Annotated in this window: 26 protein-coding genes; 14 read left to right on the plus strand and 12 right to left on the minus strand. The window is 71.3% G+C overall.

The features are described from left to right. Nucleotides 1-10: 10 nt before the first annotated feature. Entirely contained in the window at nt 11-955 is a 945-nt protein-coding gene (locus tag ACXAHD_RS11720; protein ID WP_475050369.1) for a sensor histidine kinase, read from the minus strand. Between the two features lie 14 nt (nt 956-969). On the opposite strand from ACXAHD_RS11720, the gene ACXAHD_RS11725 reads away from it, so the two are divergent. Together ACXAHD_RS11725 and ACXAHD_RS11730 are read left to right on the plus strand one after the other, a co-directional pair. After that, nucleotides 970-1,401: an ATP-binding cassette domain-containing protein gene (locus tag ACXAHD_RS11725; protein WP_475050405.1), complete on the plus strand. Its 432-nt coding sequence runs from the start codon at nt 970-972 to the stop codon at nt 1,399-1,401. Further along, on the plus strand, nt 1,398-2,171 hold the full coding sequence (locus tag ACXAHD_RS11730; RefSeq protein WP_475050371.1) for an ABC transporter permease: 774 nt from the start codon (nt 1,398-1,400) through the stop codon (nt 2,169-2,171). The genes ACXAHD_RS11725 and ACXAHD_RS11730 overlap by 4 nt, the downstream gene beginning before the upstream one ends. A gap of 46 nt (nt 2,172-2,217) precedes the next feature. On the opposite strand, the gene ACXAHD_RS11735 is transcribed toward ACXAHD_RS11730, so the two are convergent. The 5 genes from ACXAHD_RS11735 to ACXAHD_RS11755 form a co-directional block, all read right to left on the minus strand. Then, on the minus strand, nt 2,218-3,081 hold the full coding sequence (locus ACXAHD_RS11735; protein WP_475050374.1) for an ABC transporter ATP-binding protein: 864 nt from the start codon (nt 3,079-3,081) through the stop codon (nt 2,218-2,220). Further along, nucleotides 3,078-3,989 carry an ABC transporter permease gene (locus tag ACXAHD_RS11740; RefSeq protein WP_281554500.1) on the minus strand — a complete coding sequence of 304 codons (912 nt, stop codon included), beginning with the start codon at nt 3,987-3,989 and terminating at the stop codon, nt 3,078-3,080. Before ACXAHD_RS11740 ends, ACXAHD_RS11735 begins: the two co-directional genes overlap by 4 nt. Next, the gene (locus tag ACXAHD_RS11745; RefSeq protein WP_281554501.1) at nt 3,986-5,023 is read right to left on the minus strand and encodes an ABC transporter substrate-binding protein; all 1,038 of its coding nucleotides are present in this window, start codon (nt 5,021-5,023) and stop codon (nt 3,986-3,988) included. The genes ACXAHD_RS11740 and ACXAHD_RS11745 overlap by 4 nt, the downstream gene beginning before the upstream one ends. Nucleotides 5,024-5,075: 52 nt before the next feature. Next, on the minus strand, nt 5,076-6,257 hold the full coding sequence (locus ACXAHD_RS11750) for an agmatinase family protein (protein ID WP_289212709.1): 1,182 nt from the start codon (nt 6,255-6,257) through the stop codon (nt 5,076-5,078). A gap of 230 nt (nt 6,258-6,487) precedes the next feature. Next, nucleotides 6,488-7,435 carry a helix-turn-helix domain-containing protein gene (locus ACXAHD_RS11755; RefSeq protein ID WP_281554503.1) on the minus strand — a complete coding sequence of 316 codons (948 nt, stop codon included), beginning with the start codon at nt 7,433-7,435 and terminating at the stop codon, nt 6,488-6,490. 68 nt (nt 7,436-7,503) lie between these two features. Between ACXAHD_RS11755 and ACXAHD_RS11760 the strand changes: the two genes are divergently transcribed. The 4 genes from ACXAHD_RS11760 (at nt 7,504) to ACXAHD_RS11775 (ending at nt 10,965) form a co-directional block, all read left to right on the plus strand. Then, entirely contained in the window at nt 7,504-7,707 is a 204-nt protein-coding gene (locus ACXAHD_RS11760; RefSeq protein WP_348650086.1) for a hypothetical protein, read from the plus strand. 83 nt (nt 7,708-7,790) lie between these two features. After that, nucleotides 7,791-8,591: a class I SAM-dependent methyltransferase gene (locus ACXAHD_RS11765; protein ID WP_281554504.1), complete on the plus strand. Its 801-nt coding sequence runs from the start codon at nt 7,791-7,793 to the stop codon at nt 8,589-8,591. A gap of 38 nt (nt 8,592-8,629) precedes the next feature. Next, nucleotides 8,630-9,736, plus strand: a complete 1,107-nt coding sequence (locus tag ACXAHD_RS11770; RefSeq protein WP_289206580.1) for a mandelate racemase/muconate lactonizing enzyme family protein — start codon at nt 8,630-8,632, stop codon at nt 9,734-9,736. After that, on the plus strand, nt 9,736-10,965 hold the full coding sequence (locus tag ACXAHD_RS11775; RefSeq protein ID WP_282230403.1) for an MFS transporter: 1,230 nt from the start codon (nt 9,736-9,738) through the stop codon (nt 10,963-10,965). Before ACXAHD_RS11770 ends, ACXAHD_RS11775 begins: the two co-directional genes overlap by 1 nt. A gap of 6 nt (nt 10,966-10,971) precedes the next feature. On the opposite strand, the gene ACXAHD_RS11780 is transcribed toward ACXAHD_RS11775, so the two are convergent. After that, nucleotides 10,972-12,093, minus strand: a complete 1,122-nt coding sequence (locus ACXAHD_RS11780; RefSeq protein ID WP_282230404.1) for a pyridoxal-phosphate dependent enzyme — start codon at nt 12,091-12,093, stop codon at nt 10,972-10,974. Between the two features lie 297 nt (nt 12,094-12,390). Between ACXAHD_RS11780 and ACXAHD_RS11785 the strand changes: the two genes are divergently transcribed. The 3 genes from ACXAHD_RS11785 to ACXAHD_RS11795 are packed head-to-tail and all read left to right on the plus strand — an operon-like array spanning nt 12,391 to nt 15,168. Next, nucleotides 12,391-13,170 (plus strand): class I SAM-dependent methyltransferase, encoded by a 780-nt coding sequence (locus tag ACXAHD_RS11785; RefSeq protein WP_289206579.1) that lies wholly within the window; start codon nt 12,391-12,393, stop codon nt 13,168-13,170. Continuing rightward, nucleotides 13,167-14,390 carry an ATP-grasp domain-containing protein gene (locus ACXAHD_RS11790; protein WP_289212714.1) on the plus strand — a complete coding sequence of 408 codons (1,224 nt, stop codon included), beginning with the start codon at nt 13,167-13,169 and terminating at the stop codon, nt 14,388-14,390. Before ACXAHD_RS11785 ends, ACXAHD_RS11790 begins: the two co-directional genes overlap by 4 nt. A 19-nt stretch (nt 14,391-14,409) precedes the next feature. Next, nucleotides 14,410-15,168, plus strand: coding sequence for a class I SAM-dependent DNA methyltransferase (locus tag ACXAHD_RS11795; RefSeq protein ID WP_282230407.1), 759 nt, complete (start codon nt 14,410-14,412; stop codon nt 15,166-15,168). On the opposite strand, the gene ACXAHD_RS11800 is transcribed toward ACXAHD_RS11795, so the two are convergent. The 5 genes from ACXAHD_RS11800 to ACXAHD_RS11820 form a co-directional block, all read right to left on the minus strand. Continuing rightward, complete coding sequence (locus tag ACXAHD_RS11800) at nt 15,138-15,956, minus strand: ABC transporter ATP-binding protein (protein ID WP_282230408.1); 819 nt, start codon at nt 15,954-15,956, stop codon at nt 15,138-15,140. The two genes, ACXAHD_RS11795 and ACXAHD_RS11800, sit on opposite strands and share 31 nt — an antisense overlap. Before the next feature lie 3 nt (nt 15,957-15,959). Continuing rightward, on the minus strand, nt 15,960-17,918 hold the full coding sequence (locus ACXAHD_RS11805; RefSeq protein ID WP_475050383.1) for a dipeptide/oligopeptide/nickel ABC transporter permease/ATP-binding protein: 1,959 nt from the start codon (nt 17,916-17,918) through the stop codon (nt 15,960-15,962). A gap of 23 nt (nt 17,919-17,941) precedes the next feature. Continuing rightward, nucleotides 17,942-18,907 (minus strand): ABC transporter permease, encoded by a 966-nt coding sequence (locus ACXAHD_RS11810; RefSeq protein WP_282230410.1) that lies wholly within the window; start codon nt 18,905-18,907, stop codon nt 17,942-17,944. Next, nucleotides 18,904-20,460, minus strand: a complete 1,557-nt coding sequence (locus ACXAHD_RS11815; protein WP_475050386.1) for an ABC transporter substrate-binding protein — start codon at nt 20,458-20,460, stop codon at nt 18,904-18,906. Before ACXAHD_RS11815 ends, ACXAHD_RS11810 begins: the two co-directional genes overlap by 4 nt. A 170-nt stretch (nt 20,461-20,630) precedes the next feature. Further along, complete coding sequence (locus ACXAHD_RS11820; protein WP_475050389.1) at nt 20,631-21,185, minus strand: TetR/AcrR family transcriptional regulator; 555 nt, start codon at nt 21,183-21,185, stop codon at nt 20,631-20,633. A 93-nt stretch (nt 21,186-21,278) separates the two neighbouring features. Between ACXAHD_RS11820 and ACXAHD_RS11825 the strand changes: the two genes are divergently transcribed. The 5 genes from ACXAHD_RS11825 to ACXAHD_RS11845 are packed head-to-tail and all read left to right on the plus strand — an operon-like array spanning nt 21,279 to nt 26,408. Then, nucleotides 21,279-22,157 carry an oxidoreductase gene (locus ACXAHD_RS11825; protein ID WP_281554516.1) on the plus strand — a complete coding sequence of 293 codons (879 nt, stop codon included), beginning with the start codon at nt 21,279-21,281 and terminating at the stop codon, nt 22,155-22,157. Between the two features lie 52 nt (nt 22,158-22,209). Further along, nucleotides 22,210-23,088: a maleylpyruvate isomerase N-terminal domain-containing protein gene (locus ACXAHD_RS11830; protein WP_475050391.1), complete on the plus strand. Its 879-nt coding sequence runs from the start codon at nt 22,210-22,212 to the stop codon at nt 23,086-23,088. A gap of 53 nt (nt 23,089-23,141) precedes the next feature. Further along, entirely contained in the window at nt 23,142-23,591 is a 450-nt protein-coding gene (locus ACXAHD_RS11835; protein ID WP_475050394.1) for a helix-turn-helix transcriptional regulator, read from the plus strand. A gap of 5 nt (nt 23,592-23,596) precedes the next feature. Further along, nucleotides 23,597-24,007, plus strand: coding sequence for a VOC family protein (locus ACXAHD_RS11840; protein ID WP_475050396.1), 411 nt, complete (start codon nt 23,597-23,599; stop codon nt 24,005-24,007). A gap of 13 nt (nt 24,008-24,020) precedes the next feature. Further along, nucleotides 24,021-26,408 (plus strand): ATP-binding cassette domain-containing protein, encoded by a 2,388-nt coding sequence (locus ACXAHD_RS11845; RefSeq protein WP_475050398.1) that lies wholly within the window; start codon nt 24,021-24,023, stop codon nt 26,406-26,408. Nucleotides 26,409-26,503 lie beyond the last annotated feature (95 nt).

The following is a 26,503-nucleotide window of genomic DNA, read 5'->3' on the forward strand; positions in this document are numbered from 1 at the left end:
CGGCCACCGGTCATGCCGACGGCACCTCGGCCTGGATCCGGAAGCCCCGCCCGCCATCCAACGACACCCGTCCGCCGAGCGCCTCGACCCGTTCCCGCAGCCCGATCAGCCCGTTGCCCGGCTGCACCCGGCCACCGACACCCCGGCCGTCGTCCCAGGCCGACAGCCGGATCGTCCCGCCGTCGTCGCTGATCTCGATCCACAGGTTGGCCGCGTCGGCGTGCCGGATGGTGTTGGTCACCACCTCCTGCACGCAGCGGACCAGCGCGGTGACCCGCTCCTCGTCGACGGTGATCCCGTCGGCGACCCGCAGATGCACGGCCGGTTCCGGCAGCTCCGCGACGATCCGCTGCAGGGCCTCGCGCAGGTCAGGGGCGTGCCGGCGCAGCTCGCCCACGGTGGCACGGACGTCGGCCAGCAGGTCCCGGGCCACCTTCCGGGCCCGGGTGACGTGCTCGGCCGCCGGCGGGCTGCTCTGGTGCGCGGCGACCTCCAGCTCCAGAGTCAGCACCGTCAACTGGTGGCCGATCAGGTCGTGCAACTCGCGGGCGATCCGCAGCCGCTCGTCCGACCGGGTCGCCTGCGCCAGCAGCGCGGTCGCCGCCCGCAACTCGGTGTGCGCCTCGGCGAGCTTGCGCCGGGTCGCCAACTCCCGCAGGTACGTCCGCACCGACAACACCACACCCACCTGCAGCAGGGCGTACAGCAGCGCGTTGAGCAACCCCTGGGCGACCGAGCCCGAGCTGAGATACGCGGCCACGGCGGCCACGACGGTGTTGAGCCCGATCACGGTGACCGTCACCGGAAGCCGGTTGAGGTAGGTGCTGACCGCCGCGCCGAACACCAGCAGGATCTGCGTCCAGCCGAACGCCGGAGCCATCAGCACCAGCGCCACCCCGAGACCGACCAGCGCGCCGAACACCAGCCCGGTGCCGGCGTCGCGGACCCGGTCCACAGCTGATCGACCTGCTGGGTCTCGCAGACCGCCGCGACACCCGGTTCGAGAAGCTCTCCGGCGGCCAGCAACAGCGGCTGTCGATCGCCTTGGCGCTGGTCGGCAACCCCCGGGTGGCGTTGCTCGACGAGCTCTCCACCGGGCTGGACCCACAGGCCCGTCGACGCATCTGGGCGGTGGTCGGACAGCTGCGCGACGACGGGGTGACGGTGCTGCTGGTCAGCCACCTGATGGAGGAGGTGGAGCGGCTCTGTGACCGGGTCGCGCTGATCGACCGGGGCCGGCTGATCGCTCTCGACAGCCCGGCCGGACTGATCGCGCGGGCCGGGCGCATCGCCGCCGACACGGGGACAGCAGCACCGTGCACCACCCTTGACGACGCCTTCCTCACTCTGACCGGCCAGCCGTTGCGCACCGCACGCGACAGCGAGGAGGAGCCGTGGTGACCGCGCCGGAGATCGTCGTCCGCCGGCCCGGACCGCGCGCCTGGGCCGCGCTGGTCGCCGCCGAGTGCCGGATGGTGGTCCGCGACACCGCCGGCCTGGTCGTCCCGATCGGGCTGCCGCTGCTGATCCTGGTGATGAACGCGGTGAGTGTGCCCGGCGGTCAGACCCTGCCCGGCGGCCGCACCGTGCTCGACGTGTACGTGCTGCCGCTGGTGTTCACCGTCATCATCGCCACCATCGGAGTGGTGAACATGCCGAGTTTCCTGGCCTACTACCGGCGCACCGGGGTGCTGCGCCGGCTGGCGGTGACCCCGGCCCACCCGGCGATGGTCCTCGCCGCGCAGGTGGTCACGAGCCTGCTGCAGACAGCGGTCGGCGTCGGGCTGGCCCTCGGGGTCGCGGTCGTCGCGTTCGGCGTGCGGGCACCGGAGCACCCCGGCCGTACGGTGGCCGTCGTCGCCCTCGCCGCTGCGGCCATGTACGCCGTCGGGATGCTGGTGGCGGCGGTCGCGCCCAGCGGCAACGCCTCGGTGGCGATCGGCTTGACAGCCTTCTTCGCGATGGGCGCGACCGGTGGCCTGTTCGGGCCGACGCAGAACCTGCCGGACCGGGTGGCGACGGTCGGTGAGGTGCTGCCGTTCGGGGCCGCCGTGCAGGCGGTCGGCGCGGCCTGGGCGGGTGAGCCGCCGCAGCCGCGACACCTGATCGCCCTGGCCGTCGCCACCGTGGTCAGCGCGCTGGTCGCCGCCCGCTTCTTCCGCTGGCAGTGACGCCACCGTGAGCCGTTGAACGCTCGCCGCCGGAGCGGGCGGCCCGTCAGCCGTCCGAGCCGGCCGCTGCGGCGTGCCGCTGGTGGTAGGCGCGGACCTGGTCCTCCACCTCGGCGCGCAGCGCCAGGAACTCGGGCAGCCGTTTGACCGCCAGCTCCCGGGGCGCCCCGTCGCGGTCCGGCGGCAACTCCACCGGCAGGTCGGCGGCGACCCGACCCGGGTCGCTGGCCAGCACCACCACCCGCTGACCGAGGAAGGCCGCCTCCTCGACGTCGTGGGTCACCATCACCACCGTGGTGCCGGTGTCGGCCCACACCCGGCGGACGAACAGCTGCATGTCCTCCTTGGTCTGCACGTCGAGAGCACCGAACGGCTCGTCGAGCAGCAGCACTTGTGGCTCGCAGGCCAGTGCCCGGGCGATCGCCACCCGTTGGCGCTGCCCGCCGGACAGTTGCTTGGGCAGCGCGTGCCGCAGCCCGGTCAACCCGGTCTCAGCCAGATACCAGGCGACCCGCCGGGCCCGTTCGGCCCGGCTGATCGGCAGCAGTTCCAACCCGAACGCGACGTTGCGTTCCACCGTCCGCCACGGGTAGACGGCGCCGCTCTGCAGCACCAGCCCCCGGTCAGGTCCCGGCCCGGTGACCGGCACGCCGTCGAGCAGCACGGTGCCCCGGCTCGGCGTGGCCAGCCCGGCGATCAGCGACAACAGCGTCGACTTGCCCGACCCGGAAGCGCCGACCAGACAGACGAACTCGCCTCGGCGTACCGCCAGATCCACGCCGTCGAGCGCGCGCAGCGACCCGCCCCCGGCGGTCCGGAAGTCCTTGCCGACGCCGTCGAGCCGCACCAGCGGTGCGTCGGCGGCCGGCACCGCGCCCGCGTCTGTGCCGGCGGCTTCGGTCGCGGTCATACCGCCCACCTCCCGACCCGGTCGCGGGTGGTCCGCAACGCCAGATCGATCGCCACCCCGATCAGGGCGATCACGATCAGTACGGCGAAGATGTTGTCGAGCTGGTTGAACCGCTGCGACCGGACGATCCGGTAGCCCAGCCCGGACTGGGCGTTGATCAGCTCGGCGACCACTACGAAGTTCCAGGCGGCCGCCGCGTTCACCCGGATAGAGTCGATCATGCCGGGCAGCGAATGCGGCACGATCACCTTGCGCAGCACCTCGAACCGTCGGGCACCGAGGGTGTACGACACGTCGATCAGCCCGGCCGGCACGGTCCGAACAACGTTGGCGGTCATCAGCGTGTTGAAGAAGACCGTCGCGATGAAGATCAACGCCACCTTGGACGGCTCACCCAACCCCAACCAGATGATCAGCAACGGGATGAACGCGCTGGCCGGCAGGTAGCGCAGCAGGCCGATCATCGGTTCCAACGCCGCCCGGCCGGCCTGGAAGCTGCCCATCAGCAGGCCGAGCGGCACCGACACCGCCACCGCCAGGCCGAAACCGCGCAACACCCGGCCGACGGTCGCGGCGGTGTCGGTCCACAGTTGACCTGTCCGGGCCATCTCCACCCCGGCCGCCACCGACTCCAGCGGCGACGGCAGGAAGTCCGGCCGCCCGTCGACCAGCACGCTGCCGATCTGCCAGGCGGCCAGCGGCACCACGATCGAGGCGACCGTCAACGTCCACCGGCCGGCCGCCGGGATCGGCGTACGGATGGCCAGCAGCGCCGGCACCGGGCGGGCCGGACGCCGCCGCGGCAGCGGCCCCCACGACGCCCGGTCCGCGTCCGCATCGCTGGTCGCGGTCCCGTGGGTGTCGTCCGGGCCGCCGTTCGCGGTCGCCTGGGCCGGGGCGACGGTCACGGCGACACCGCCCCCACGAACTGTCCGTCGAGCAGCCCGTCCAGCGGCGGTGCCTCGTCGACCAGACCGGTCTCCACCAGGAACTCGGCGATCGAGCGGGCCTGGAAGTCCAGGTTGGCCGGGGTGTCGCCCGGCTCGAACGCCGCCTGGTTGTCGGCCAGGTCGAAGATCGTCGTCCCGGCGTCGTACGTGCGGTAGTCCTCGACGCTGACCCCGGCCTGCGCCGCCATGATCTCGACCGCCTCGTCCGGGTTGTCGGCGATCCAGTCCAGGGTGTCGAACCAGGTGTCCACCACCGCCTGGACCTGCTCCGGATGGTCGGCCACGAACTCCGAGTCGAACACCAGATGGTCCGGGATCGCCCCGGGGAAGTCCGCCGATGTGACGATCGCGGTGCTGCCCTCGCGGCCCAGCGCGGTCGTGGTGAACGGGGCGAACGCCCCGACCGCGTCGACCTGCCCGGCCAGGAACGCGGCGGCGGCCGCGTCGGTCAGCAACGGACTGATCTCGACGTCGTCGGCGCTCAGCCCGGCCTCGGCCAACGCCAACAACAGCAGGTAGTGGTCGACCGTACCCTCCTCGATCGCGATCCGCTTACCGGCCAGGTCGGCCACCGAGTCGATCCCCGGCGCGGCGATGATCTGGTCGTTGCCGGTCGAGTTGTCGTTGACCAGCACCACGGTCTGCGCCGCGCCGCCGCTCACCGACGACAGCGTGTCGTTGAGGGTCTGGCTGTTGGCGTCCAGATTGCCGGTGGCCAGCGCGGTCAGGCTGTCGGTGTAACTGTCGAAGTAGGTCAACTCGACGTCGACCCCGTTCTCCTCGAACAGACCCTGTTCCTCGGCGACCTGCCAGGGGAACCAGCCCGGCCAGGCGCTGAACCCCAGCCGTACGGTGGTCGAGCCGTCGCCGTCGTCGGCGGAACCGTCATCACCGCCGCAGCCGGCGGCGCTCACCAGCAGCGTCGTCGCGCAGGCGGCGGCGATCAGCCTCCGGGTGGTGGAACGGCGGGAAAATTTGGGGGTACGTCGCATCTCTATGTCCTCCTGCGGAAGGGAAACTACGGGGGATCGGCGCCGCGTCGGCTCAGCGCTCAGTGGCTCGATGGCGCGGCAGGTGCCCGGCGCGGACCAGACAGCCGAGGGTGTCGCAGATGACCCGGGTGGCGATCAGCGAGGTGATCTCGGCGTTGTCGTACGGCGGCGAGCACTCCACCACCTCGATGCCCGCCAACGGCCGTTCGGCGATCAGCTGGATGAACTTGAGGACTTCGCGGGGCAGGAAGCCGCCCGGTTCGGGCCAGCCGGTGCCGGGCACGAACGCGGCGTCCAGGCAGTCCACGTCGAACGACAGCCAGACCGCCTCGGCGCCGTCCCAGGCGACTTCGAGGGCCTTCTCGGCGGCGGCCTCGATGCCCATCTCGACGCAGTCGGTGACCGTCATGATCGTGGTGCCGCGTTCCCGGCCGACCTTGACCCCGGGGCGGGGCGCCTGCCAGCCGCCGATGCCGATCTGCACCAGGTTCTTCGGCGGCACGTTCGGGATGTCGGTGGCGTGGAACCACGGGGTGGTGTGCATCCGCTCGTCGAGGTCGGTCTCCTGGGTGTCGACGTGCCGGTCGAAGTGGATGATGCCCAGGTTGCCGTCGAGGTGTTCGGCGACCCCGCGCACCGTCGGGTAGCCGATCGAGTGGTCCCCGCCGAGCACCACCGGGAAGGCCCCGGAGGAGTAGACGTGGCTGACCGCCTTGGAGATCTGGTCGAAGGTCTTCTCGATGTTCGCCGGGATGGTGAAGACGTCACCGAGGTCGGCGATCGTGATCGACTCGCGCAGGTCGACGCCGAGTTCGAACGAGTACGGCCCGTACAGCGCGGAGATCTTGCGGATACCCTGCGGCCCGAACCGGGTTCCCGAGCGGTACGTCGTGCCACCGTCGAACGGCGCGCCGAGCACCGCCACGTCGTACTCGCCGCAGCGGCGCACGTCCTCGACGTACGGTGCCTTCAGGAAGGTGTTGATCCCGGCGAAGTGCGGCAGCTCGCCACGGGAGAACGTCGGGATCCGCTTGTCGACGATCGAATCGGCACCGGGCAGGCCGTACTCCAGGCCCCGGGCGATCTCCTCTTCCCACTTGGTGGTGGGCAGTTCGGCCTCGCGGGCGACCGCGTACGCTGCCTCCGGGCCGTAGTTGCCGTGCAGCTCGGGTTGGTCGCTGGGCTGCTGGTCGCGGTGCTGGTGATAGTGGTGATGATGGTGGTGCAAGCCCACGGGGCACCTCCGAATGAGGGCCTGGCTGAGGCACAGCCAGACATCCGGCTGCCTCCCGGGATTTTGTCCCGCCGTGGAACGCCGCCCGCCACGCTGGCGGCCCGACGCCTGCACCTCTCGGACCTGTCCCGTCCCCGGCTGCCCGTGCCTGGCTGCCCGGCGGCGGCGGAACCCTAGGTGCGCCTCACCGTTGGTGAGTCACCCCGGAGTAGACGCCGCTGTGGTTTCGGTCACTTTGCCGACCCGTTGCCGTCGGGTATCGGCTGCGCCCGGGCGGCCAGGTCGGACCAGACCCGCTCGTACGCAACGACGTGCGCCGGCTGGTCGAGGTGCATCGTCCCGGTCAGGGTGTCGAGCCGGACCAGCCCCGACCCGGCCGGCCGCCGTCCGGGGACCGTCGTGGCGGCGGCGAAGCGCAGCAGGGTGAACGGGTTGGTCATGCCGGCGTGCGCGCCGCCGGACAGCGGCAGGACCCGTACCGAGATCCCCGGCCTGATCGCGAGCGCCCGCAGGTGGTCGAGTTGCGCCCGCGCCGTCGCGTCGTTGCCGACGGTACGCCGCAGCGCCCCCTCGCCGACGATCGCCTGCACCGCCGGCGGATGCGGGTGGGTCAGCAGGTGCCGCTGCCGCGCCGCCAGCTGGTCGAGGCGGGCGGCGATGTCGTCGTCGCTGCGGAGACCGGCCGGGCAGCGCAGCAGCGCCTCGGCGTACCCCGGGGTCTGCAGCAGGTCCGGCAGCGTCGCCTGGCCGTAGCAGCGGATGAGCGTCGCGGACTGTTCGAACACCGGGTACGGGTCGGCGTCGATCGGCAGTCCGGCCAGCCCGTCGTGCCACCAGCGCCCGCCGCTGGGGCGGTCGATCTCCGCCGCGAGGGCGAGCAGCCGTTCCCGGGTCTCGTCGTCGGCCCGGTACAGCCGGCACATCGCTGACATGTCCGCTTCGGTCCAGCGCACCCGCGGGTCGCCGGCCTCGATTCGCCAGAGCGTGCTGTTGCCGCGTCGCAGCTTGTCGGCGGCGACGTCCTGGGACAGCCCGGCCTCGTACCGCAACGCCGCCAGGCACCGTCCCACCTGCCGCCGCAGCAGGGCCGTCCCGCCGGCCTGCGCGTTGATGCCCGCCGTCCGGGCGGCTCTCCCGTTGTACGCCCCGGCCCGTCGGCCGTCACCCCTGCCAGTCATACCCAACAGGGTGAAACAATTACGGGCAACCGTCAAGTGCGGTTGCCTGCAGCCTAACTTGCGAGAGTGTGGACATCGACCTGGTCGGCAGCGCTGAGATAGCCGAGATGCTGGGCCAGCCAGGCGGCCCGCTGTCCCGTCAACGCACGTACACCATCACCAGGTCTCGAACCTTCCCGCTGCCGGTTGCGAAGCTCAAACAGGGTGAGGTTTGGCTTCGCGCCGATGTCGAGCGGTGGATTCAGGAGAACCGGCCGCCCCGGGTCAGCTGAGCCGCGTACCGTCGTGATCCCGCGGTGGCCATAATGTGGGAAGCTGCTCCCGAATTGCGAGACAGCCGGTCTATCGTCGGAGCATGTCAGCTGTATACACGCACGGTCATCACGAGTCGGTGCTGCGCTCCCACCGCTGGCGTACCGCCGAGAACTCGGCCGCGTACCTGCTGCCGCACCTGCGGCCCGGCCAGGCGTTGCTCGACATCGGCGCCGGTCCCGGCACCATCACCATGGACCTCGCCGCGCTCGTCGCTCCCGGCCGGGTCACCGCCACCGAGGTCACCGACGAAGCGCTCGCCCTGTCCCGCGCCGAGGCGCAGGCCCGGGGCGTCACCACCGTCGACTTCACCACGGCCGACGTACACGATCTGCCCTTCCCCGACGACGCGTTCGACGTGGTCCACGCCCACCAGGTCCTCCAGCACGTCGGCGACCCGGTCCGCGCGCTCGCCGAGATGCGCCGCGTCTGCCGGCCCGGGGGAGTGGTCGCGGCCCGCGACAGTGACTACGACCGTTTCGCCTGGCACCCCGCCGTACCCGAGCTCGACGAATGGCTCGCGCTCTACCAGGCGACCGCCCGCGCCAACGGCGGCGAACCGGACGCCGGTCGCCGCCTGCTCTCCTGGGCGCGGGCCGCCGGGTTCGGTGACGTCACGCCCGGCGCCTCCGCCTGGTGCTACGCCACCGACGAGGACCGCCGCTGGTGGGGGACCATGTGGTCGGAGCGCATCGTCGCCTCCGAGATGGCCCGGCAGATCCTCGCCGCCGGCACCGCCACCCCCGCCGACCTGCAGCGCCTCTCCGCCGGCTGGCTCCGCTGGGCCGACGCGCCCGACGGCTGGTTCGCCATCCTGCACGGCGAGATCCTCTGCCGTCCCTGACCCGGACGCCAGATCGATCACCGTGGATTATCGGCGTGGTGCGTGACAAGCTGATCCGCATGGAGCTCGACGTCCGTCGGATGACCCTGCGCCTGTTGACGGTGTTCCGGAGTTCACAGCACTCCTACGACTCGACGGACACCTGCCTCGTCGCCGTCGTCCACGACGGCGTCACCGGCCTGGGTGAGGGCACACCGGCCTGGGCGCACGGCGAAACCGTCGAGCAGGTCGTCGCGGCGGTCGCCGAACACGGCAGAGACGTCCTCGGCCCGGACCTGTCCGATCCGGACCGGGTCCTGGACCGGGTGGCCGACTGGGACGGACCGGTCGGCGCGCGGATGGCACTCGACGGCGCGGTGCACGACTGGGTGGGCCGGTCCGCCGGCGTGCCGACATGGCAGTTGTACGGCGTACCGCGCACCATGCCCGAGCCGACCGGGTACACGATCGGGCTCGGCAGCGTCGCGCAGACCCTGGAGCTGGTCGCGAACGCGCCGCCGGTCGGCGCGTTCAAGATCAAGGTGCGCGGCGCCGAGGACCTCGACCGGCTGGCCGCCGTCCGCGCGGTCACCGACCTGCCGGTGCGGATCGACCCCAACGAGGCGTGGGACCTGCGGACCGCGCAGGAACTGACCCCGGCCCTGCGTGCCCTCGACATCCAGCTCGTCGAGCAGCCGTTCCCGAGAGACGCGGTCGAGGCGTACCGCCGCTACCGTGAGCTGCCCGACCGGCTGCCGGTCTTCCTGGACGAGGGCTGCACCGACGTGGACAGTGTCCGGGCGGCCGCCGGACTGGCCGACGGGGTGGTGGTCAAGTTGGCCAAGTCCGGCGGGGTCCGGGCCACCCGACGGGTGATGGAGGCCGCCCGCCAGGCGGGCCTGTCGGTGATGCTCAGCTGCAACTGCGAGTCGGAGCTAGCGCTGAGCCAGGCCGCCCTACTGGCCCCGCTGGCCGAGCGCATCGACATCGACAGCCAGTTCCTCCTGCGCGACCCCCCGTTCCGGGGGCTGGGCCTCGACCAGGGGCGGATCGTTCTCGGCGACGCCCCAGGGCTGGGCGTGCTGCCGTCCGACCAGCATGCCTTCGGCGGCGTCGACCCGTCGACCGGGGTCGGTGTCCGATCCGACGGCGGGCCGGCCGACTGATGGCCGCACCGGCCACCCCCCGCGCGGCTGCGGGCAACCGCCCCTGGTCGGCGTTGCGCAGGGGTTCCTTCACCCGTGCCCAGTGGGCCGTGCTGATCGGCGGATTCCTGGTCAACGTCGGCTCGTTCTCGATCTATCCGTACCTGGCCGTGCTGCTGCGGGAACGCATGGGCGTGGGCATGGCGCAGGTCGGGGTGGTGCTCGGGGCGGCGACCCTGGTGCAGTTCGCCAGCGCCCCGGCGACCGCTGCGGTGGCCGAGCGGGTCGGTCTCAAGCGGGCCCTGGTGGCGGCCCTCACGCTGTACAGCCTCGGCGGGGCGGCGTTCCTCGCGGGACAGCGGTTCCCGGTGCTGACCGTCGCCGGCCTGTTGCTCATCTCCGGCGGCGGATCACTGTACTCGCCGGCGTACCGCAGCTATCTGGTGCACGAGGTGGGCGACGAGCAGCGGCCCCGGCTGGTGTCGGCAGGCAACGCCGCAGGCAACCTCGGTATAGCGGTGGGGCCGGTGGTGGGGGCGTTGTTCGTGCACCGGCCGACCGTGATGTTCGCGGCCGTGACGACGGTGTACGCCGGTGTGGCGCTCGGTCACGTCTTTCTCCGCCGGGAGCGGCAGGTCGCCGACGCGCCACCGGTGGAGCCGTTCCGGCGGATGCTGCACGGGGTGGCGGTGCTGCCGTTCGTCGTCACCGCCGTGTCGTTCTACGTGCACATGCAGTTCTACCAGTACCTCTCCAGTTACGCCCAGGGCCGGATGGCGACCCTGTTGTTCGGGGCGGCGATGATGGGCTATTCGCTCGGCCTGGTGGTGGTGCAGCCCCTGGTCGCCGAGCGGGTGGGGAGGATGAGCTACCCGGCGGCGATGGCCATCGGATTCGGTGCCCTGGCGACCGGGATGGCCGCGTTCGCGGTTGGCAACGGTCCGGCGGTGGTCTGCGGGGTCGCCGCGATCAGCGCCGGCAGCGCCGTGTTGTTCCTCAAGAACGACCTCGAAGCGTTGGCGGGGTCGAGAAGGTCGGCGACGGTGGCCTTCGGCCAGCAACGGCTCGCGGTGGGGGTCGGTTCGTTCCTCAGTGGCGTCGCCGGGGGCAGCGTGTACGGGGCGTTCGAACAAGTCGGGTTCCTACCCGGCTTCTGGCTGGTCGTCGCCGCCCAGTGTGTCGTCCTTCCGGTGCTGGTGCTCACTGTCGGGCGATGGCTGGGACGCCGCGTACCGCAGCAGGGTTCCTAGCTGCGCTCATCCGGCCGTCGCGGGCCGGTCTGTTGCGGGCCGGTCTGTTCCTGGGCCGCCGGTGACGGCGGCGGGGTGCAGGTCCTGGCCGGCTGACGGCGGATGGGCGCGTCGCGCCCACGGCAAGGTCGACCAGGGCGGGGCCAGCTCGTCGAGAGAGGCAATCTCCACCGGCTCCAACGTCTCCATGTCGAGGGCTTCGCGGTGGCGGGCGAAGACCTTGTCGACGTACCGATGGCCGGTGTCGGCTCCGATCAGCAGATGCACCCGTTCCGGGTGGCGGCGGGCCTCCCACCGCGCTGCGAGGTACGCCGCACCGGTGGAGAGGCCGGCGAAGACCGCATGAGACCGCATCAGCGCGATGGTGCCGGCCATGGCGTGGCGAAAGCCGATCCAGTGCACCTGGTCGTACAGTTCGTGGTGGACGTTGTCGAAAGGGATGGCGCTGCCGATCCCGGCGATGATCGCGTCCGGATCCGGAAACCGTTCACTGCCGAAGCTGACGCTGCCGAACGGTTGGACACCTACGAGCCGGGTCGACGGGTCGTGGGCGCGGATCGGCAGAATCAGTCCGGCGCTGGACGCACCGGTGCCGACGCTGGCGACGAGGGTCAGCGGGACCTGCGGTACGGCGGCCCGGACGAGTGTCGCCAGTTCGGCATAGCCGAGTCGGTGCACCGGGTCGTGGTACTGGCGCATCCAGTGCATGCCGGGGTTGGCGCGCAGGAGCTCCCGTACCCGCGCCACGCGTCGGTGCTGGTCCAGTCGCAGATCGCTCTCGACGGGCATCTGGTGCACGGTGGCGCCGAGGATCTCCAACTGCGACCGGATGGTCGGGGTCACCGTGGTCGAGGCGACGATGTGGCAGCGCAGTCCGTACCGGTGACAGGCCATGGCCAGCGCGAGGGCGTAAATTCCGCTGGAGCTGTCGACGAGGGTGTCGCCGGGGCGGACGGTCCCCGCCGCCAGCAGGGCCCGTACCGCGCCGAGGGCGGCGTAGACCTTCAGGGTCTCGAACCGGGCCAGGATCATGGTGTCCGACAGGCGGATGAGGCTCGGTGTCTTGATGGCGTCTGTGACGTGCAGGTGTACCGGCGGCGGGGGCGTCGACGGGCCCGTGGACGGCATGGGCTGATCGCTCCTCTGATGTTCATCACATTGTCGTCAGGGAATGTGTCTGCTCGGTGTCGAGGCGTTCCGTTGACATGTTGGTCGCTCCGAGTGGTGGATTGGTTCCTGTTGTCGTGCGAATCAGGACGCTGGCAGTCGAGCGCTGGACAATGTCCGACATCGATATAATGATCCAGGATTCATTTGCTTCACCCTGATGTGGAGGTGATCAGTTTTCTTCGGTCGGCGGGGAACTTCCGCACGTCGTTGAGCGACCTGTAAGGCGTCAGTCGTCGCATGAGTTCGGAGCTGCCGATGGAGTGGTTTGCAGACGACGGGTTCTGGGTGGACTTCGCCGGCGCGTTGTTCGCCCCGCACCGTCAGCAGGAGGCCCGGAACTGGGTGGCGACCTCGCCGCTGCTGGAGGTCGCAGCCGGGACCAGAGTGCTGGACCTCGGCTGCGGTCCAGGTACCTACGCCGTGCCGCTCGCCGCACGCGGTGCCCGGGTCACCGGGGTGGACCTGAGCGCGACCATGCTGGACCGAGCCGACCTCGCCGGCGAGCAGGCCGGAGTGACGCTACGTCTGGTCCGCGCCGACATGCGGGAGTTCGTCGAGCGGGACAGCTACGACCTGATCATCAGCATGTACACCTCGTTCGGGTATTTCACCGACCCGGCCCAGAACCAGCTCGTACTGCGCAACGCCTGGCAGAGCCTGGTGCCAGGCGGGCGACTTTTGCTGGATCTGTTCAGCAAGGAGATCTTCGCCCGGTGGGCGGGCACCCCGAAGGTCGTCGAGGTGAGCGGCGGACATCTGGTCATGCGGGACACCATCCTGGACGACTGGACCCGGTTTCGTAGCGACTGGACCCTGATCCGGGGCGACACCGCCCGGCACGCGTACTTCGAACAGTTCGTCTACAGCGCCGCCGAGATCCGCACCATGCTGGACACCGCCGGATTCACCGGCATCACCTGCTTCGGCGGCTTCGCCGGTGAACCGTACGACAATCACGCGCAGCGGCTGATCGTGCAGGCGAGCCGTCCTGCGCAGGCGAGCCGTCCCCGGCAGGCCGAGGAGGCGGGGGCGTGACCATCGTGTCGCTGGAGGCGTTGACGTTCGGCCTCGCCCGGCTGCGCGACGCCGCCGCCGAGTCCGGGCACCGGCTGTGCCTGCTCACCGGGGACCGGTCGATCTACGCGTACGAACTCGACCGGCTCGGACCCGACGACGTGACGGTGATCGACGTCGACACCACCGACGTGGCCGCCTGCGCCGCCGTGCTCGACCGGCTGCCCGACCTCGCCGGGCTGGTCAACTCCACCGACACGTGGATGCTGCCCGGTGCGACGCTGGCGGCCCGGTACGGCCTGGCCACGCTCGGCCCGCAGGTAGCCCACACTCTGCGGGACAAGGCACAGGTCCGTACCCTGCTGCACCGGGCCGGACTCAGCCGCGCCGACGCGCTCCGCGTGGAGCCCACCGGCGAGGCGGTCGCCGGGGCGGTCGCGGCGATCGGCTACCCGGTGATAGTGAAGGACTCGGCGGGCACATCGTCCCGGTCGGTGTGGCTGATCCGCGACGACGCCGAACGCGACCGGACCGCCCGCGAGGTCGCCGAAGCCACCCTGCTGGGTCGACACCTGGTGGTCGAACCGTACTTCCCGGGCCCGGTGTACAGCGCCGAGACCGTCAGCTGGCGTGGGCACACCAGACTGCTCGGGATCGCCGTGCACATTCACACCCCCGAGCCGGTCCGTCGGGAGGAGGCCGTCGCTTTTCCAGTCGCGCTCCCGCCAGCCGAGTCGGAGCGGCTGGCGACCTGGATCGGGGAGGTCCTCGCCGCCGTCGGGTTCACCGACGGCGTGGCACACACCGAGTTCGCCCACACCCCGGCCGGCCCCGAGGTCGTGGAGATCAACGGCCGGATCGCCGGGGCGGTCATCGGGGAGATGATGTGCCGGTCGCTCGGGGTGAACGTGTACGCGGCGGTGACCGACACCGCGCTCGGCCGACGGCCCCGGCTGCTCGACGCACCACTGAGTGCCGACCGTGGCTACGGCATGACGTTCCTGCATCCACCGGCGGCCGGCCGACTCGCCGGCTGGCGCGGACCCGAACGGCTACCGATGTTCCCCGGCGGCCCGGAGTTCTTCCCGACCGCCCAGCCCGGTGACCGGATCGTCCACCTCGCCGACCAACGCGGCTGCACCGCCCTGGTGATGGCCGAAGGGCCCACCGCCGAGATCGGGCTCTACCACTCGCTGGCCGCCGCCGGCACCGTCACCCACGACATGCGACCGCTGCACTGAAGCCTCGGACAGGAGCCTCATGACCACGTACGGACCGGAGACCTACGGTGAGCGCAACGCCGACGTCTACGACGAGTGGCACGCCGACCTCGACCCGACCGATGCCGTCGACTGCCTGGCCGACCTGATCGGGCACGGGCCGGCCGGGCCGGTCCTCGAACTGGCGGTCGGCACCGGCCGGGTCACCGTTCCGTTGGCGGGTCGCGGGATCGATCTGCGGGGCATCGACGCCTCCGAGGCGATGGTGGCCCGGATGCGGGCCAAGCCAGGCGGCGACCGGATTCCCGTCACCATCGGCGACATGGCCGACGTCGATCCCGGCACCGACGACCGGTTCGCCATGGTCTTCGTCGTCTTCACCACCTTCTTCTTCCTGATGACCCAGGAGGAGCAGGTGCGGTGCTTCGCCAACGTCGCCCGACGACTGCTGCCGGGCGGGCTGTTCGTGCTGGAGTGCCTGGTGCCCGACCTCGCCCGCTACCAGCGGCAGCAGAGCGTCGACGCCCACCGTGTCGACCACGACCACGTCCGCCTGGTCGCGGTCCGCCACGACCCCGTAGACCAGCGTTTCGACGGCCAGCACATCCTGATCAGCAACGACGGGATGCGGCTGGCCCCGGTGTCGATGCGCTACGCCTGGCCGTCCGAGCTCGACCTGATGGCCCGCCTCGCCGGTCTGCGCCGTCGGCACCGCTGGGGTGGCTGGCGCCGGGAGCCCTACCTCGGCACCGGCACCCACGTCACCGTCTACGACAACCCGGCCGGCTCGGACGCGTGACGTCGTGGCCGGTCGGTGGCGCCGAGGTCGATGGTGGGGGTCGCCGCGAGCAGCGCCCGGGTGTACGGATGGCGCGGGCCGCCGGTGACCTGCCCGGTCGGTCCCTGCTCGACGATGCGGCCGCGCCGCATGACCGCGACGCGGTTGGCGAGTTGCCGGACGACGGCGAGATCGTGGGAGATGAACAGGCAGGCCAGGCCGAGCCGGTCGCGCAGATCGCACAGCAGGTTGAGGATCTTCGCCTGCACCGAGACGTCGAGTGCGGTGACGGGTTCGTCGCACACCAGCAGGCGTGGTCCCAGCGCCAGCGCGCGGGCGATCGCCACCCGCTGCTGCTGACCGCCGGACAGCTGCCGGGGCCGGTGTCCGCCGACCCCGGGGCCGAGCCCGACGAGGTCGAGCACCTCCTCCACCCGTGCGGCGCGGGACCGGCCGTCGCCGATCCGGTGGATGCGCAGCGGCTCGGCGACGGCCTGGCGCACCGTCTGGACAGGGCTGAGGGTCAGGTACGGGTCCTGAAACACCATCTGGACCTGTCGTCGGTGTGCCCGCAGCGCGCGACCGCGCAGGGCGTGGATGTCGACACCCTCGAACCGCACCGAGCCGACCCGGGGCCGGTGCAGTCCGGTGGCCACGCGGGCGAGAGTTGTCTTGCCGCAGCCCGACTCGCCGACGAGCCCGACGATCTCACCGGCGGCGACCCGGAGCGTGACGTCCTCGACCACACTGAGCCGGCCCCGGCCGTGCCGCCGGGGGTGGTCGGCGGTGAGCTGTTCGATCTCCAACATCGGTCAGTCTCCGTCCAGGTCACCGATTGCCACGCGCCGCAGCGACGCGTCGGCCGTCCGGGTCGGCGGGCACGCCGACCGGTGCGCCGGGTCCGCTCCCACCGCCAACAGCACGGGCTGCTCGTGCCCGCATCCGGCTACGGCGATCGGACACCGGGGAGCGAACGCGCAACCTGACGTGTCGTCCGGCCCGGCACCGGAGCGTCCCGCCATGGTGCGGAACCGGGTGCCCGGCGCCGCACCGGGACGCGGCACGGCGTCGAGCAGACCCCGCGTGTACGGATGGTCGGGATGACGGACCACGGAGTCGAGCGGCCCGTACTCCACGATCCGGCCGGCGTACATCACGGCCACGGCGTCGGCCAGCCGGGTGACCACCGCCAGATCGTGGCTGACGACGACCATGGCCATACGCAGCTCGTCGCGGAGCTGCCCGAGCAGGTCGAGTAGGCGCGCCTGGACGGTGACGTCGAGCGCGGAGGTTGGTTCGTCGGCGACGAGCAGCTCCGGCTCACCGGCGATTGCGACGGCGATCTGGACCCGTTGCCGCATCCCGCCGGAGAGCTGGTGAGGATACTGGCCGGCGACCGCCGTCGGGTCGGGCAGACCAGCCAGACGCAGCAGGTCCTCACTGACCCGGCGGACCGCCGCCCGCCGGCCCCGGCCGCCCGCGTTGCGGACCGCCTCGTCGACGTGCGCGCCGATGCTGCGCAGCGGATCGAACACGGCGAGACTGTCCTGGAACACCACCCCGACCCGGCGGCCGTTGACCCGGCGGCGTTGCAGGAGGGCGAGTCCGACGAGCTCACGTGCCGTTGGCCCGGTCCGCAGCTGCGCAGAACCGGAGACTAGCGCGCTCGGGTCCAGCAGCCCGAAGGGCGCCAACGCGGAGGTGGTCTTGCCGCTGCCGGACTCGCCGACGATCGCCAGCGTCTCGCCACGGCGTACCGCGTAGGAGACGTCGGCGACGGCGCGCCGGAAGCCGCCGGCACGTGGATAGGCTACGGACAGGTTCCGCACCCGCAGCAGTACGTCGTCGTCGGCAGCGGCCCTCGACGTGACGGTGGCCGTGGTCTCCGTGCTGCCGGTTGCGGGCACCCCGGGCCCCGGCCGCCTGGGTCGCGGCACCCGCAGCCGGGCCGGAAGTATCCAACGCAGCACCGACGGGCGCTCGTCGCCGACCGCCAGCCGTTCGCCGAGCAGGTTGCTCGCGAACACGACGGCGGTGATCGCGATACCGGGCGGGTAGGCCAGCCACCAGGCGGAGGCAAGGTAGGGGCGCCCTTCGATGAGCATCTGTCCCCACTCCGCCTGCGGTGGTGGGATGCCGAGGCCGAGAAAGCTCAGCGTGGCGACGCCGAGCACGATGGAGCCGACGTCGGTGCTGGCATAGACCAGGCACGGGGCGAGGGCGCTCGGCAGCAGATGACGGCCGATGACGCGCACCGGGCCGGCGCCGAGCAGCCGCAGCGCGTCCAGGTGCGGACTGGCCCGCAGACCCGCGACGCGGGCGCGGGCGATCCGCGCGTACGGGGCCCACGTCCACAGCGACATCGCGACGACGAGATTCTCCACACCGGGGCCACGTATGCCGATGACCGCCAGCGCCACCAGCATTCCCGGTAGCGAGACCGCCATGTCGATGACCCGGGCGACGATTCGGTCGACCCAGCCACCCAGGTATCCGGCGACAGCGCCGGCGAGCACCCCGATGGTCACCGAGACCAGCAGGACCGCCGCCGTGACGGCGAGTGAGATTCGCGCACCGTGCAGGAGCCGGCTGAGCTGGTCACGGCCCAGCTGGTCGGTGCCGAGCAGATGGGCCGCCGACGGCGGCAGCAGACTGGCCGACAGATCGTTGGCCGCCGGGTCGGCCGGCGCCAGCACCGGTGCGAGCAGCCCCACGATCGCGAACCCGGCCAACGGCAGGCCGACCAGCGCCGTCCGTACCGGGGCGGGCATCGTCCACTTTCCATGTCCGGCCGTCATCCGACCCCCGACCGGGCCCGGGGATCGACGAGGACCTGCACGACGTCGGCGAGCCGGTTGGCCAGGATGAAGCCGCCGCCGAGCACGAGCGCGCTGGCCTGCAGGGCCGGCACGTCACGGGCGGCGGCGGCGTGGACGAAGTACGCCCCGAGACCGGGCCAGCCGAAGATCTGTTCCACCACGACCGTGCCAACCAGCAGACCGCCGATGATCACCCCGGTTACGGACAGGATCGGCCCGGCCGCGTTCGGCAGACCGTCGCGGAGCACGATCGACATCGGCCCGCTGCCCCGGGCCAGCGCCGCCAGGACGTACGGCCGGTCGATCGCTTCCCGTAACGTGACCGCCACCACCCGGCTGAGCACTCCGGCCGCCGGCAGCCCGAGCACCGCCATCGGCATCACCCAGGTGGCGGGACCGGCCATGCCTGACGTCGGCACCAGTTGCCACCGTAGAGCCAGCAGCAGAACCAGGAGGTAGCTCAGCCAGAACGCCGGCACCGACGTCGCCAGCAGCGCCCCGATCCGCAGTACCCCACGCAGCGGTCCCCGCCCGGCCACCGCCCCGGCGACGCCGACCGTCATCCCCACCACCACGGCCACCACGACCGATCCCGCCACCAGCCCCGCCGTCACGGCCAGCCGGTCGGCGACCTCGGGGCCGATCGGCAGGTTCGTCCGCAGCGACAGTCCGAAGTCGCCGGTGGCGGCGTCGGCCAGCCACCGTAGGTACCGCACCGGGGCGGGAGCGTCCAGCCCAAGTTCGGAGCGGACGGCCTCGACCTGCTCCGGAGTCGCCGGCCGGCCGGCCCGGGTGGCTGCCAGCACCGCGGCGGGATCGCCGCGGGCCAGCAGCACCAGCGCGAACGTTCCGGCTGACAGCGCGAGCAGCACGCCGACGGTGTCGACGGTCCACCGTACGAGGTGGCCGCCGACGGTCCGTGGCCGCCCGGATCCGCTCACCCGACGGTGACTCCGGTCAGTTCCAGATCCACGTCGGTGGGCGGCACCGCGAAGCCGTTCACCCCGTCGCGCACCGCCCACAGTCGGGGCCGGTACACCAACGGGACGAACCCGGTATCAGCGGCCACCGCCTCGTAGAGGTCCTGGTAGGCCACGGAACGTTCAGCGGGGTCGGTGGCGAACAACGCCTTGTCGACCAGGTCCTCGGTGGTCGGCGTCACCCACAGCGGCGCCCGGGCCCCGTCGGTGAACAGGGACACGATCGAGCTGGACGGGTCGTACGGGGCGCCGAGGGTTTCGAAGAAGGTCAGGTCGTACCTGCCCTCGGCCCGCTCGTCGTAGTAGGCGGCGGCGTCGACCGGGACCAGTTCCACGCCGATCCCCACCTCCTGCAGAGCGGCGGCGATCGCGGCGGCCATGGTGCGCGGATCGAGCTGCCCCTCGGCCGGTGCGGCCGGGATGAGCAGCCGCAACGACAGCGGCTCGCCGTCGCGGGTCCGGATCTCCCCTTCGCGGAGGTAGCCTGCGGTGTCTAGCACCCGCCCTGCGGCGGCCCGGTCGAAGCCGACCGGCAGATCGGTACCGGAGTCCGGCACGCTCGGCGGGAACACCCGACGGGCCGGTTCCGCTTGGCCCAGGAACAACGCCGTCGCTAACGCCTCGGTGTCGATCGCCCGGCCGACGGCCTCTCGGACCGCCCGGTCGCCGGCGGGGCCGTCGGGGTTGAACCCGAGCAGGATCGAGACGTCCGCCGCGCCGGTGATCAGCCGTACGCCGGCGCGATCGCGCAAGGACTGCGCCTCCACCGGCGTGATCGGGGCCAGGTAGGCGCCGCCGATCAGATCGATCTCGCCGTTGGTGAGTGCGTCGACGCGGGCCTGCGAATCCGGGATCACCTTGAACTCGAGCCGTTCCAGACTGGGCTTCGGCCCCCAGTAGTCGTCGTTGCGCTCCAGCACGGTGCCGGTGGCGCCGTTGGACACCAGCTTCCACGCCCCGGTGCCCACCGGGTCCTGGAAGGTGCCGTCGGCGTCGGCGGACTCCGGGCTGAGCAGCCGGACAGGACGGACGATCGACAACTCCTGCAGCAGCGGTTCGTACGGTTCGGACAGGGTGAGCACGACCGTGTCCGGATCCGGGGCGTCCACAGCGGAGACGACCTGCGAGGCCCGGAAGAACGAGAAGCGTTCGTTGCCCACCCACCGGTCGAAGTTCCACTTGACGGCCATGGCGTCGACCGGCGTCCCGTCGGTGAAGTGCACGTCGTCGCGTAGGTCGAAACTCACTTGCCGTCCGTCCGGTGCCACCGTCCAGGACTCGGCCAGGCCCGGCTCCAGTTGCCCGTCCTCGCCGTAGCTGACCAGTGGCTCGTAGATGGCGTCGAGGAGCAGGAAGTTGCCGGTGAACGCGTGCGGGTCCAGTGCGCCCGACTCGGTGCCCAACCCGATCCGCAACGTCGTCGAGGTGGCGCCACCACCGGAGTCAGCGCTGCAGGCTGTGGTGAGTCCGATCGACGCGGCGAGGACGGCGGCAAGCATGCGGGGTCGCGGCACGGAGCACTCCAGATAGACGTTAGTCAATAATATGTCCCGGGGTCCGATAGGAGTAGTCGGTGCAACGGCATCGCTGGTTCCCGGCACAACCGTTTCGATGTCGCGGACCGGCGGCGCGCCGGACCCGGGTCGCCGGGTCCTACGGTCGCGGGCGGAGTGACGAGCTGGCTCTACGGGCGCGGGCCGGGGGTGACGAGCCGGCGTACGGCGGTGGTCACGCTGGCCCGGCGCGCGGCCACCGACGTCGGCGCCGGATCGTCGTAGGCCCGGGCGACGGCGAGAACGACGGCGAGCAGTTCGGCGGGCGGGAGCGTGTCGTCGACCAGGCCGGCGGCCTGGGCCTCGGCCAGGGCGGCCAGTTTCCGTCGGGTCGTGTGGTGGTTCTGCTCCATCCGGGCGAGCTCGCCGGGCCGTTCGAGGGTGTGCCACTGCAGCAGTCGGAGCAGGTCCGGGTGCGTGACGCCGAAGTCGAACATCGCGGTGGCGTAGCCGGGTATGTCGTCTGCGTCGAAGGGCACCGCTTTCATGAAGCGCTCCAGGTGGGTGGCGAGGGTGGTGTCGAAGAGCCGTTCCTTGCTGCCGAAGTACGCGTAGATCAGCTGCTTGTTGGCGCCGGCGCGCTCGGCCACCCGGTCGACCCGGGCGCCGGCCAGGCCGTGGGCGGCGAACTCGACGGTGGCGGCGTCGAGGATCCGGTGCTTGGTGGCGGTGGAGTCGCGGACCATGCCGCCAGCCTACCCAAAACCAACTGGTTGGTTGACAACTGCGCGGGTAGCGCCGATGATGTAACTATCTAGTTGGTTACCAAGGGAGAGATCATGAGCGACAAGGTCGCCGTCGTCACCGGCGCCTCCTCCGGCATCGGCGAGGCCACCGCCCGCAAGCTGCGCGCCATGGGCTACCACGTCTACGCCGTCGCCCGCCGGCTCGACCGGATCACCCCGTTGGCCGACGTCGGCATCCGGCCCGTGCGGGCCGACATCACCGACGACGCCGCGCTGGTCGACCTCGTCAAACAGGTGCTGGCCGAATCCGGGCGGGTCGACGTGCTGGTCAACAACGCCGGGTACGGTTCGTTCGGCGCGGTCGAAGACGTGCCCTTGGACGAGGCCCGCCGCCAGTTCGACGTCAACGTGTTCGGCCTGGCCCGGCTGACGCAACTCGTGCTGCCGCAGATGCGCCGGCAGGGCAGTGGACGCATCGTCAACATCTCGTCAATCGGTGGGAAGATCCACGAGCCGCTCGGCGGCTGGTACCACGCCACCAAGTTCGCCGTCGAAGGACTCAGCGACTCGATGCGGATGGAGCTCGCCCCACTCGGCATCGACGTGGTCGTCATCCAGCCCGGTGCGATCGCCACCGAGTGGCCCGCCATCGCCGGCCAGCATCTCCTCGACACCTCGGGTCGCGGCCCGTACGCCGACCAGGCGGCACTTGGCGCGGCCATCCTCGCGGTCGAGGACGGCCCGGCGTCGCCGCCCTCGGTGGTCGCCGACGCCGTCGCCAGAGCGGTGCGCGCCCGCCGGCCACGGACCCGCTACCCCGTCGGCCGGGCCGCCAGGGTGATCCTGGCGGCCCGGCGGATTCTGCCCGACCGTGTCTTCGACCGCTTCGTCCGTACCATGCTGCGCACCCTCGCCCGTGTCGTCGCCAGGCGCGACCCCGGCCAGGGTCGGCTCATCGGAAATCGCGCATGAAACGCGCAACGTCAAGGAACACTGTCGACGCAGCCGGTGCCACGATCACCGGATGAGTTTCGTTGTGCCCGTTGACCGCTGGACCCTGGCCCGTACGGCGTTGAGTGTCCTCACCGACCGATTCCAATCACTGCTGACAGTCGACAGTCAGCCGAAGGCGATGGCGACCCGCGACTGGACGGTGTCGGACACCGCCGCGCACGTGGTGAGCATCGCGATGCTGTACGTCACCCTCGTCGAGGGTGACGAGCCGCCGCTGCAGATCCCCGACATCCGCGCGGCCCTGTCCGCCGCGAACGTCGACACCGTCGCCGACGTCAACGACCATGTGCTGCGGCACTTCACCGAACGCGACCCGGCTCGCCTCGCCGAACTGCTCGGCGAGGCGACCGACGCGATCCTCGCGGCGACCGCCCAGCTGCCGCCGGAAAGGACCGTCCAGTGGCTGGGTGACGCGCGGGTGCCGATCGCCGGCATGGTGGCGCACCTGGTCAACGAGCTGCTGGTGCACGGCTGGGACATCGCCCGGGTGTTGCGCCGCCCCTGGTCGATGCCCGACGACTACGCGTCGCTGTACTTCGACCAGTTCTTCCTCGGGATGCTGCACCACGACTACGGCGTCCTGCTGGACACCTCGCGGGCAATGCCGAAACGGCCGATCGCGGTGCAGTTCCGTTCCGCGTACACCCCGACCGCAACCGTCGTGCTCGGTGACGGACGGATCCGGCTCGCCCCACCGGACGACCCGGTCGACGTCCGGCTGCGGTTCCGTCCGGCCCGGTTCAACCTGATGCTCTTCGGCCGGACCGGCACCGCCGTGGCCGCGATGCGTCGCGACGTCGTCGTCGGAGGGCCGCGACCGTGGCGCCTGCCCGCCTTCCTACGTGTCGTTCACATGCCGAACGCGCGCTACGCTCCCGCCGCACCGTAGGTTTGGCCCCGCCGGGCGGGAGTTTGTCGGCGGGGTGTGGCAGCATCGCGCAGGTGACCGGCAGCGTGAGGCATGAGCAGCACCTGGGCGACCTGGCGCGGCTGCGCCGGGTGCGCGACCGGATCGACCGGGAGTACGCCCGGCCACTCGACGTCGAGGCCCTGGCCCGTGGCGTGCACATGTCGGCCGGGCACCTCAGCCGCGAGTTCCGGCGTGCCTACGGCGAGTCGCCGTACGCGTACCTGATGACCCGGCGCATCGAACGCGCGATGGCGCTGCTGCGCCGGGGCGACCTGAGCGTCACCGACGTCTGTTTCGCGGTCGGCTGTTCCTCGTTGGGCACCTTCAGCACCCGGTTCACCGAGCTGGTCGGCGTCCCGCCCAGCGTGTACCGGCGCCGGGCCGGCTCCGCCCGCCCGGAGATGCCCGCCTGCCTGGCAAAACAGGTAACCAGACCGATCAGGAATCGAGAAGCGCGGGTTCCGGCGGCGCAACTAGCGTGACCGGCATGGACATCACGATTCACTCCAGCTTCCTGCCGCACGCCGACGCCGACGCCGCGCTGGCCTTCTGGCGCGACCTGCTCGGCTTCGAGCTGCGCCTGGACGTCAGCTACGACGGGATGCGCTGGCTCACCGTCGGCCCGGTCGACCAGCCCGGCACCGCCATCGTGCTGCACCCGCCGGGTGTCGACCCCGGCATCACCGACGACGAGCGCCGTACCATCACCGAGATGATGGCCAAGGGCACCTACGCCGGCATCCTGTTGGCCACCAGCGACCTCGACGGGGTCTTCGAGCGGCTGCAGGCCGGCGACGCGGACATCGTCCAGGAGCCGACCGAGCAGCCGTACGGGGTCCGCGACTGTGCCGTGCGTGACCCCGCCGGCAACCTGATCCGCATCCAGCAGACTCGATAGGTAGGGATTCTCGATGAGCAGGGCCACCGCCTCGGGGGAGCGGCCGTCCACCCCGCACCCCGCCGACAGTCACGACCTGATCCGGGTGCACGGCGCGCGGGTCAACAACCTCAAGGACGTCAGCGTCGAGATCCCGAAACGCCGGCTGACGGTGTTCACCGGGGTCTCCGGCTCGGGCAAGAGTTCGCTGGTGTTCGGCACGGTCGCCGCCGAGTCGCAGCGCCTGATCAACGAGACGTACAGCGCATTCGTACAGGGGTTCATGCCGACGCTGGCCCGGCCCGAGGTCGACGTGCTCGACGGGCTGACCACGGCGATCATCGTCGACCAGGAGCGGATGGGCGGCGATCCGCGGTCCACGGTCGGCACTGCCACCGACGCCAACGCGATGCTGCGGATCCTGTTCAGCCGGCTCGGTCAGCCGTACGTCGGCCCGCCCAACGCGTTCTCCTTCAACCTGGCGTCGGTGCGGGCCAGCGGGGCGATCACCGTCGAACGCGGCGCCAGCAAGACCACGAAGCAGACCTTCACCCGACTGGGCGGCATGTGCCCGCGCTGCGAGGGCCGGGGATCGGTCACCGACTTCGACCTGACCGCGCTGTACGACGACAGCAAGTCGCTCAACGAGGGCGCGTTGACCATCCCCGGCTACAGCGTCGACGGCTGGTACGGGCGCATCTTCAGCGGCTGCGGCTTCTTTGACCCGGACAAACCGATCCGCAAGTTCACCAGGTCGCAGCTGCACGACCTGCTGTACAAGGAGCCGACCCGGATCAAGGTCGACAACATCAACGTGACGTACGAGGGCCTGATCCCGCGGATCCAGAAGTCGTTCCTGGCCAAGGACGTCGACGCGATGCAGCCGCACATCCGGGCGTTCGTGCAGCGGGCGATCACCTTCACCACCTGCCCGGACTGCGCCGGCACCCGGCTGAACGAGGCGGCCCGGTCGTCGAAGATCAACGGGATCAACATCGCCGACGCGTGCGCGATGCAGATCAGCGACCTCGCCGAGTGGGTCCAGGCGCTGGCCGAGCCGTCGGTCGCACCGCTGCTGACCGCGCTGCGGCACACCCTCGACTCGTTCGTCGAGATCGGCCTCGGCTACCTCTCGCTGGACCGCCCGGCGGGCACCCTGTCCGGCGGTGAGGCGCAGCGCACCAAGATGATCCGGCATCTCGGGTCGTCACTGACCGACGTCACCTACGTCTTCGACGAGCCGACCATCGGGCTGCACCCGCACGACATCGCCCGGATGAACAACCTGCTGCTGCGGCTGCGGGACAAGGGCAACACGGTGCTGGTCGTCGAGCACAAGCCGGAGACGATCGCGATCGCCGACCACGTCGTCGACCTCGGCCCCGGAGCCGGCACCGCCGGCGGCGAGGTGATGTTCGAAGGCACCGTGGACGGGCTGCGGGCCAGCGTCACCGTCACCGGCCGCCACCTCGACGACCGGGCCAACCTGAAGAAGACGGTCCGCGAGCCCACCGGCACGCTGGAGATCCGTGGCGCGAACGCCAACAATCTGCGCGACGTCGACGTCGACATCCCGCTCGGTGTGCTGGTCGTGGTGACCGGGGTCGCCGGCTCCGGCAAGAGTTCGCTGCTGCACGGGTCGATCCCGGCCGACGCGGGGGCGGTGTCGATCGACCAGACCGGCATCCGAGGCTCTCGGCGCAGCAACCCGGCGACGTACACCGGGCTGCTCGACCCGATCCGCAAGGCGTTCGCGAAGGCCAACGGGGTCAAGCCGGCGCTGTTCAGCGCCAACTCGGAGGGCGCCTGCCCGACCTGCAACGGTGCCGGGGTCATCTACACCGACCTGGCGATGATGGCCGGCGTCGCCACCGTCTGCGAGGACTGCCAGGGCCGGCGGTTCCAGGCGGCGGTGCTGGAGTACCAGCTCGGCGGCCGGGACATCAGCGAGGTGCTGGCGATGTCGGTGGCCGAGGCTGAGGAGTTCTTCGCGTCCGGCGACGCCCGCACCCCGGCCGCGCACGCCGTCCTGCGTCGGCTCGCCGACGTCGGGCTCGGCTACCTCACCCTCGGCCAGCCGCTCACCACCCTGTCCGGCGGCGAGCGGCAGCGGCTGAAACTGGCCACCCACATGGCGGAGAAGGGCGGCGTCTACGTTCTCGACGAGCCGACCACCGGCCTGCACCTGGCCGACGTCGAGCAGTTGCTCGGCCTGCTCGACCGGCTGGTCGACGCCGGGAAGTCGGTGATCGTCATCGAGCACCACCAGGCGGTCATGGCACACGCCGACTGGATCATCGATCTGGGGCCGGGTGCCGGTCACGACGGTGGTCGGATCGTCTTCGAGGGCACCCCGGCCGACCTGGTCGCGGCCCGTTCGACGCTGACCGGTGAGCACCTCGCCGCCTACGTCGGCGGCTGAGCCCCGGCCCGGTCCGGTTCGGCTCGGTCGGGTTCGGCCCGGTCGAGTTCGGCGCGGACGCCGCGGGCGGTCGGGCCGGTCGCGGTGACCAGCAC

Source organism: Micromonospora sp. ABR4_055, assembly GCF_056160425.1.